Here is a 9,051-nt window from a genome sequence, read left to right as displayed (position 1 = left end):
TGCAACGATGACCGGGAAGTTGAGGCGTGTGGGGTTCTTGCTGGAATTAGCGAAGGAAACATGCACCAGCAGTAGGTGAAGCATCAACCAGATAATCCGATGAGATGCCGGTCTGTCTCACTCTCATGCAAAGGTAAGATCAACCATTTAATCCGCTTACCCCAATAAATATGCGTGGTGATGTAGAAGTCGTATCACCATCTGGGTTGACTACCTCGTTATGGGTACTTCCTTTAATTGATTGATCTTTATCAGCCAAAAGAGATACAATGCAAGCATGTTTTTATAGTGAACCTTCGCATGTATCGTTTAATCATTGCCCTACTGCTATTAGCAGTAACAACAATGTCATTTTCACAAACTATCAGTACGGAAAAGGCATGTATGCACGATCCTACTGAGCAGGTTTGCGATCTTGCAGATTGCGAAGTGTCACATTCTCTTACCGATAACTGTTGCTCTGATTCAATGATGCGTCATTGTTACAGCCCGTCAATTACTGTCGTTTATTCTGAGCAATCCACCGTTCCGCCTATTGAGAAGCTGGTTTTTAACGCTTCCTCATTCTTAGATACGAATATTAAAGAAAAGCACTCTCTCTCGCTATTTCGGCCCCCAATCTACTCTTAAAAAGTACTAAATTTCTCGCTCCTGGCGCGTTTATTGTCCAGGTAAAAGCACAGCTATAAGCTTTGGTTCGGTCATTGTCGTTACGACGTCGTTCGTCGTCCTCGTTACGGTTCGACTCATAACTTGGTCTGTGTTTAATTTAAAAATTCACAGTTTTTGAGAGTAACAATATGAAACTTTTAAGAAGAATGGCTTATTTAAGTGTTCTGACTGTAGTGGTGCCAAATGTCGTTAATGCACAAGAGCCGCTTTTGAATTTGCAAGAAGCAGTGAGTATCGCTGTACAAGAAGATCCTTGGTTAACGGCAAGTAAGCAAACCCAAGAAGCATTCGCGAGTGAAGCAATAGCCTCTTCCAGTTTGCCTGACCCTCAAATATCGCTCACGGCTGCCAGTTTCCCGGTTGACAGTTTTAGTTCAAGACAGGAAGGAATGACCCAGTTAGTCGTCGGTGTTTCACAAACATTTCCCAGAGGAGACACATTATCGTTGTCTCGTAAGCAGAAAAACCAATTAGCTCAAAAACAACCGTTTTTGAGAGCGGATCGTATTGCAAAGGTCAAAACAACGGTCACGAAGTTGTGGTTAGATGTTTTTTTCTCTCAGCAAAGTATTCGCTTGATTGAATCGGATAGAGCGCTTTTTGAACAGTTAGTGTCGACGGCTAAGGCGAGTTATACCAGTACCGAGGGAAAAGCACGGCAGCAAGATGTTATTAGAGCCCAACTTGAGCTTACACGCCTAGATGATAGGTTGACGTCACTGCGACAAAAAGAGGAGCAACTTCAAAGCGAATTGTCGGAATGGATAGGTGTTATAGCGAAATCAACGTTACCGGATGACCTTCCGAGTCTTACGCTGAAGAAGACATTGCTATCACCTTCGACAATACCGAATCAAGCCTTGTACGAATTGATAAAAGAACACCCGGTTTTGCAAGCGACCGATCAAGACATTTTGGCGTCGGAGACGTCTGTCGAGCTCGCTCAGCAAGGTTATAAACCGCAATGGTCAGCCAATCTGAAATATGGCCATAGAAACGACGATCCAAGCGGCAATGACCGTGCCGACTTGCTGTCAGTCGGGGTTACGTTCGATGTCCCTTTATTTACTGATAACAAACAGGATAAGCAGGTACGCTCAGCAAAGTTTAAAACGGAAGCAAAAAAAACTGAGAAGTTATTGGTTGCCAGGCAGTTAATAGCCAATTTACGCAGTACGTTTTTACAACTGAACCGTTTGAATGAACGTGCTGCCCTATATCACGAAGAGCTACTTCCACAAATGTCCGCCCAGTCTGAAGCCGCATTGACTGCCTACAACAATGATGATGGCGACTTTGCCGAGGCGGTACGGTCACAGATTGCGGAAATCGACGCAAAAATTGATGCATTAGCAATCGCCATCAACCGCCAAAAATTGATTGCCGAAGCAAACTACTTATTACTTTCAGGAGTGTAAAATGAAAACAGTCACCAAATCTCTTATAAGTTTAGCTGTAGGCTTTGCAGTTGGCGCTGGCGCTATTGGCTATGTAATGCAATCGACTGAAGTGTCTGATCGTTCATCGGGCAATGCAGAAAAAGAGCCGTTATATTGGGTGGCTCCGATGGATCCCAATTATCGTCGAGACAAACCAGGAAAGTCTCCAATGGGGATGGACCTTATTCCTTACTATGGCGATGATGCAGAAGAGAGTTCACCTGGTACGGTGAGAATTGATCCCGACGTTATTAATAACCTTGGGGTTACAACTGCAACCGTCACGTCCTCGAGACTCAACCTAGATATCGAAACAGTTGGCTATGTTAAGTTTGATGAGGACCGAGTATTAACAGTAAGTCCTCGTGTTGAAGGCTGGATTGAGAAGCTTTTCGTAAAAGCGGTTGGTAACTCGGTTAAAGCCGGCGAGCCTTTATACAGTATTTACTCTCCTGAAATGGTTAATGCGCAAGAGGAGCTTGTATTGGCCTCGCAAAGAGGTAATCAGGTGCTAATTGATGCCGCTGAAGAACGCTTAAGAGCTCTGCAAGTCTCTGAATCTGAGATTAAGAAGTTAAAAGAAACTCGTAAAATTCAGAAAACAATCACGGTAAAAGCAAAGCAGTCCGGGGTATTGGATAGACTGACTGTGCGTGAAGGTGCGTATGTAACGCCGAGTATGAATTTAATGACCATTGCTCAACTGGATAAAATTTGGGTTATTGCAGAAGTCTTTGAGCGGCAATTGAACCAGGTTGAGGTAGGCAATGACGTTCAAATGAACCTTGAGTATGCTCCAGGTAAAGAGTGGCAAGGAAAGGTTGATTATGTCTATCCGTCACTTAACTCTAAAACTCGGACGGGACAAGTTCGAATTCACTTCGACAACCCGGATGGTTTTTTAAAACCGGGCATGTTTGCGAATCTTAACATTAAGGCTGGTTTAGGCGACAAAAACTTAATCATCCCTAAAGAAGCGCTTATCCGAATGGGTGATTCGAACCGAGTTGTCCTGGCACTGGGTGATGGGAAATTTAAATCAGTTAATGTTGATGTTGGGCGGTTAGGGAGCTCGCGAGTTGAAATTTTATCGGGTCTCATGGCAGGTGATGACATCGTTACTTCAGCTCAGTTTTTGATTGATTCTGAGTCCAGTAAGTCCTCTGACTTTAAGCGCATGCAACATGACACGCATGTTGATAACGAGAGCCATGGCAGCATGTCAAGTGACACAGCAGCTCAAGCTGTCTGGGTTGAAGCAACCGTTAAAAATGTTATGCCTCAGCACTCGATGGTTACGCTGGAGCACGGTGAGATTTCTGAATGGGACTGGCCTGCAATGACGATGGACTTCGATGTTGCTTCGGATGTTGAACTTTCTCAGCTTAGCACGGGGTTATCCTTGCATGCGGAAATAACGCAAGTCGGGAAGCAACAGTACCAGCTCACATCGATTCATATTCCTGAGCAAAAACAAGTGACAGAGCAGGAGCATAACCATGATTAAGTCAGTCATTCGATGGTCAGTGAGTAACCGTTTTTTCGTTCTTCTGGCGACATTAATCCTCGTGGGTGTTGGTGCTTTTGCGGTTAAGAATACGCCCGTAGACGCACTGCCGGACTTGTCGGATGTCCAGGTGATCATTAAAACCAGCTATCCGGGTCAAGCGCCGCAGGTGGTAGAAGATCAAGTAACCTATCCATTAACAACCGCTATGCTGTCTGTCCCCGGCGCTAAAACCGTCCGTGGATATTCGTTTTTCGGCGACTCCTATGTGTATGTCATTTTTGACGAAGATACAGACGCTTACTGGGCGCGTTCGCGAGTACTGGAATATTTGTCTCAGGTTGCTCCGACACTGCCTTCTAATGCAAGACCGCAATTAGGCCCTGATGCAACAGGGGTTGGTTGGGTGTATTTGTATGCCTTGGTTGATCGTACGGGTAACCACAATTTGAGTGAGTTACGCAGTATGCAGGATTGGTTTTTAAAGTATGAACTGCAAACGGTCGAGGGGGTTTCGGAAGTTGCCGCCCTCGGCGGGATGGTAAAGCAGTACCAGGTGAAAGTGGATCCGGAGAAGCTGCGCGCATTCGATATTCCTCTTGCTCACATACAAAATGCTATCCAGCGAGGTAATCAGGAAGTGGGGGCGTCGGTGGTTGAAATGGCGGAAGCTGAGTATATGGTCCGGGCCTCAGGCTATATTGATGGTGTGTCAGACTTAGAGAGTATCCCGCTTGGCGTTGATGAAAATGGCACGCCATTATTGCTTAAAGACGTTGCTGATGTGGGTGTGGGCCCCCAAATGAGACGCGGTATCGCTGAACTCAACGGTGAGGGAGAAGCCGTGGGTGGTATTGTGGTAATGCGTTTCGGAGAAAATGCCCAAAAAACGATTGATGGCGTTAAACAAAAGTTGGAAGAATTAAAGTCTGGGCTACCAGAAGGTGTCGATATAGTCACTGTCTATGATCGTTCGGGGCTTATCTCGGATGCCGTGGAAAGTCTCTGGAAAAGTTTAATAGAAGAACTCGCTATTGTCGCGTTTATCTGTGTGATATTTCTCTTCCATGTCCGCTCCTCGCTGGTTGCCGTTATCAGCTTGCCTTTGGGTATTTTAACCGCGTTTATTGTCATGTATTGGCAAGGAATTAACGCGAATATTATGTCACTTGGAGGGATCGCAATCGCTATTGGCGCTATGCTCGATGGTGCCATCGTCATGATTGAAAATATGCATAAGCATATGGAAAAAACGCCACTGACAGCAGAGAACCGCTGGCGGGTGGTTGCCGCCTCTGCTTCAGAGGTGGGCCCTGCTCTTTTCTTTAGCTTGCTCATTATTACCGTCAGCTTTATGCCGGTATTTACCTTAGAAGCCCAGGAAGGGCGGATGTTTTCTCCGCTTGCTTTCACGAAAACTTACGCAATGGCAGCCAGTGCAGCCTTAGCGATTACCGTTATCCCCGTGTTGATGGGATATTTTATCAGAGGAAAGGTAACACCTGAGGGGAAAAACCCGCTTAATCGGTTATTGATCGCCGGGTATAAACCGCTTTTAAAAGGCATTTTGAAATACCCCAAGACAGCAGTTGTCGGAGCGCTTGTTATCCTGGCCGTTGGTGTCTGGCCGATTGACAAAATTGGTAGTGAATTTATTCCAGATTTGGATGAGGGCGATTTGATGTATATGCCCACTACCTATCCCGGATTATCAATTGGTAAAGCAAGGGAGCTGTTGCAGCAAACCGACAAGCTCATAAAAACGGTACCGGAAGTGAAGACGGTTTTTGGCAAAATTGGTCGAGCGGATACCGCCACTGATCCGGCACCCCTAACGATGATTGAAACCTTTATTCAACTGAAACCGAAAGATCAGTGGAGAGACGGTATGACCACTGAGAAGTTGAAAAAAGAACTGGATGCGCTTGTAAAGTTTCCGGGGCTGACCAATGCGTGGGTTTACCCCATTAAAACTCGCATTGATATGTTATCGACAGGTATAAAAACGCCGGTAGGTATAAAAGTTGCCGGAGCTGATCTTAATGAAATTCAGAAGATCGGTCAGCAGCTTGAAACGATACTTGATGATGTCGATGGTACGGCTTCTGTTTATTCAGAGCGAGTGGCTGGTGGACGCTATGTCAAAGTCGACATAAAAAGAGAGCAGGCTGCACGTTATGGCTTGAACATTGAGGATGTTCAGCAGGTTGTTGCCACGGCTATTGGCGGAATGAATGTTTCAGAGACCATTGAAGGGCTTGAACGTTACCCAATAAACTTGCGCTACCCTCAAGATTACCGTGATTCGCCGGAAGAATTAAAGAAGCTACCTTTAGTTACGCCAAACGGGCAGCGTATTAGTTTGGCGGATGTGGCTGATGTCTACGTTGAACTTGGACCGCCGGCAATTAAAAGCGAAAACGCAAGACTTAATGGCTGGACTTTTGTCGACATTGAGGGAGTTGATGTCGGCACTTATGTTGAAAAAGCAATGAAGGTTGTAGAACAAGAACTCGAGTTGCCAGCAGGGTATTCAGTTACCTGGTCCGGGCAGTACGAATATATGGAAAGGGCAAAGGAAAAACTGACTTACGTGATTCCGTTAACGCTCGCGATTATTATCGTTCTTTTATATATGAACTTTCGAAACGCTACAGAAATAGCCATTATATTGGGAACTTTGCCTCTCGCATTGGTGGGGGCAATCTGGCTAATGTATCTTTTAGATTATAATTTCTCAGTTGCTGTAGCGGTTGGTTTTATAGCTCTAGCAGGTGTGACTGTAGAAATAGGAATACTAATGCTGACTTACCTAAACCAGTCCTATAATGAATATGAAAAAAGTCAGTTAGAGCATGGTAAAGCATTAACGAAAGAGGGTCTCTCTCTTGCCGTAATGGAAGGGGCAGGACTTCGTGTTCGCCCCGTCATGATGACGGCCGTTTCTACAATTGCTGGTTTATTGCCTATAATGTTTAGTACAGGGACTGGGGCTGAGGTGGTTAGTAGAATAGCGGCGCCAATGGTTGGAGGAATGATCAGCGCTGTTATCTTAACCTTGCTCGTATTACCTGCTGTTTACTATTTGTGGCGAAAGAAAGACGTTAAGGTTAGATGATACCTTACTCTGTAAATATCACCTGCGCATCTTTGCTCTCGATCAATGATGTGCAGGGGGTAGTATGCTAATTTATAGCATGGCAATAGGAGCGCACATATGTTTCAAGCAAAATTTTTAGTTGTGCTTATGTTAGGAATAGTGATACAGCTATCCTTCCCAGCCGCTCCTCCTTATAACAATGCTTCCAATGTACAGCACGAAAAAAGTGTTAGCCATATGGATGTTAGCAACGAAAGCAAAGATAACTTTCATTGCGATGAAAGTGAGCAATCTATCATTGACGACTGTTATTGCTGCGTAGCTGATAAATGCTCTATGGATGAAGAGTGTAACTCTGCGAACTCACCTCTAGTATTTATTCAATTCGACACCTCGATAAACTCTCCTAGCAACTTGCCACATCCCTTGTCTTATAAAGGTGATGTGAAGCAAATACTCTTCGATATTTACTACCCTCCGAAATAGCACTACTAAATTACAACTCTAGATTTTCTCGAAATTTAAGTAACTAGACTAAACACAGTCCATAAGCTATATGTTTTAGGGCTTTTAGGGGGGTATATGAACCTATCTAAAATTACCGCTATTTTTGATCAACTTCGACAAGACTCAGTGGAAGAGGCTCTCATCGGCCGTGGCGTTAGCGGCTTTACGCTGTTTCCTGTGCGAGGACGGGGTTACTACTTCGATAGCTATAACGATGATCACTTAGTTGATCACGTACAGCTTGAAGTTTATGTGAACAGTGATGATGCGCGTGATGTTGCCCTCTTGGTAGTTGAAGCGGCCCATACTGGGGTATCTAACGAGGGATTAGTTTCTATCTCGCCAATCGATGAATTGTTCTGGGTTCACGATAAACGAGCAGCCACTAATAAAGAGCTTTCGTTACAAAGTTAACACCGAGCAAATGTTGCCTGAAACGTATTGGTAGTTTTAATTAACAGGACAGTATTGATGTCAAATAACGATCATAGAGCCGGAGTGCGGGAAATTAACTTAGTCAATCGCACATTAAAGCTAAACACTGAGAGTGTGAAAAAAGTTCGCGAAGCGATTAACGAAATCGATCGCTTGGTTGGTCTCGATAGCGTTGCCTATGACTCTGAGCGTAACTTGTTATTGGTAGCTTATGATGCCTCTAAAGTGGATCTCAATGTTATAGAGGAAAAGCTCAGGAAGTTTGGTGTTGAAATAAATAGTGGGTGGTGGACTCATCTGAAAGAAGAGTACTACAAGTTTATTGACCAAAATATTAAAGATAATTCGGAACATACACCGTGGAGTTGTCACAGAAGTCCGCCAGTTAACAAAAGCAAACGAAAGTAACGATTAATTATCGGTAAGGAGTAAAAAATGCAAATAGAAACAATCAAAGATGTGCTGAGTTGGACCGTTGATTTCCACAAAAACCTGAAGGAGTGTGTGACTCACTGCTCTAAACAAAACCAAGATGAACGAGCTCGGATGATTCTAAGCTACGTGTCGGGTCATGAAGCTAGCTTAGAGCGAATGGTTGAAGGTTTTTTGAATACAGCCAACCTAAATGCATTAGACACTTGGTGTTATGACTATATTGGGAAACATCCTATCGTTGAGCATGGGCACTGCGATTCGCCTTTTAAAGAGTTAGATACCGATCACATTATGGAGAAGGTTGTAAACCATCATGAGCAAGTCATAGAACTGTATGAACACCTATATTCCCGTGTTGATATAGATAGCGCAAAAGAGCTGCTAGAAACGGTAAAGAACGTTGAAGAAAATGAAATTAAACGAATGGTGCAAACTGCGAATCGATTTTCGGATATGTAGTGAGTGACGGTTTTATCGTTGGTACTTTGCGGGAAATAGCTGTTGCTTGGCTCGTTTCTCGTCAATAAGGAGCACTGGTATGGGTGTAAAAACTGAGGACGTTCGTAGTCGTTCCATTGAGGAACTCATTATCGAGGGAGCCGGTTGCGCGAGTTGTGTTGGCAAAATCGAAAATGCATTAAAGTCTGTATCCGGCGTGGAAAATGCAGAGATGAACTTTGCCCAGCGAACGGTCAGTGTGACTGGAACAGCAAATCCGAGCGCTTTAGTGAAAGCAGTAGAGAGGGCGGCATGAATCCGCACGCTAAAAATGCTTGACCTGTGTTCATGACACAGGTGTATAACCTCCTTTAGTGCGCGGTTATAAACCTGTAATCCCCCCATTTTAAGCAGCAGTTATTCGTAGAATTAATGAACCGCTTGCGTTAATTGTTTGGGCGGAATGCCTCCGATGGCCGTGTTAGGCCGTTCGTTGTTATAAAGCCAAAGCCACTGAG

The 9,051-nt window shown here is 44.4% G+C and carries 7 protein-coding genes and 1 pseudogene; all 8 read left to right on the top strand.

Going from position 1 to position 9,051, the window contains the following annotated elements; genetic code table 11:
- Positions 1 to 800: 800 nt before the first annotated feature.
- A complete protein-coding gene (locus tag CWE21_RS13195; RefSeq protein WP_241970304.1) occupies positions 801 to 2,090 on the top strand; it encodes a TolC family protein in 1,290 nt (429 codons plus the stop codon).
- A gap of 1 nt (position 2,091) precedes the next feature.
- Complete coding sequence (locus CWE21_RS13190; RefSeq protein WP_126834898.1) at positions 2,092 to 3,618, top strand: efflux RND transporter periplasmic adaptor subunit; 1,527 nt, start codon at positions 2,092 to 2,094, stop codon at positions 3,616 to 3,618.
- Positions 3,611 to 6,736, top strand: a complete 3,126-nt coding sequence (locus CWE21_RS13185) for an efflux RND transporter permease subunit (protein ID WP_126834897.1) — start codon at positions 3,611 to 3,613, stop codon at positions 6,734 to 6,736. The genes CWE21_RS13190 and CWE21_RS13185 overlap by 8 nt, the downstream gene beginning before the upstream one ends.
- A gap of 99 nt (positions 6,737 to 6,835) precedes the next feature.
- Positions 6,836 to 7,204 (top strand): hypothetical protein, encoded by a 369-nt coding sequence (locus CWE21_RS13180; RefSeq protein WP_092841983.1) that lies wholly within the window; start codon positions 6,836 to 6,838, stop codon positions 7,202 to 7,204.
- 96 nt (positions 7,205 to 7,300) lie between these two features.
- Positions 7,301 to 7,639: a P-II family nitrogen regulator gene (locus CWE21_RS13175; protein ID WP_006956222.1), complete on the top strand. Its 339-nt coding sequence runs from the start codon at positions 7,301 to 7,303 to the stop codon at positions 7,637 to 7,639.
- Between the two features lie 57 nt (positions 7,640 to 7,696).
- Positions 7,697 to 8,068: a cation transporter gene (locus tag CWE21_RS13170; RefSeq protein WP_055437796.1), complete on the top strand. Its 372-nt coding sequence runs from the start codon at positions 7,697 to 7,699 to the stop codon at positions 8,066 to 8,068.
- 27 nt (positions 8,069 to 8,095) lie between these two features.
- Entirely contained in the window at positions 8,096 to 8,554 is a 459-nt protein-coding gene (locus CWE21_RS13165; RefSeq protein ID WP_006956218.1) for a hypothetical protein, read from the top strand.
- Between the two features lie 79 nt (positions 8,555 to 8,633).
- Positions 8,634 to 8,843, top strand: a pseudogene (locus CWE21_RS13160) (cation transporter); the annotation flags it as partial.
- Between the last annotated feature and the right edge of the window lie 208 nt (positions 8,844 to 9,051).

It is taken from the genome of Pseudidiomarina aquimaris (assembly GCF_003987395.1).
Classification (GTDB): Bacteria; Pseudomonadota; Gammaproteobacteria; order Enterobacterales; family Alteromonadaceae; genus Pseudidiomarina; species Pseudidiomarina aquimaris.
This window is presented reverse-complemented; position numbering and strand designations above follow the sequence as displayed.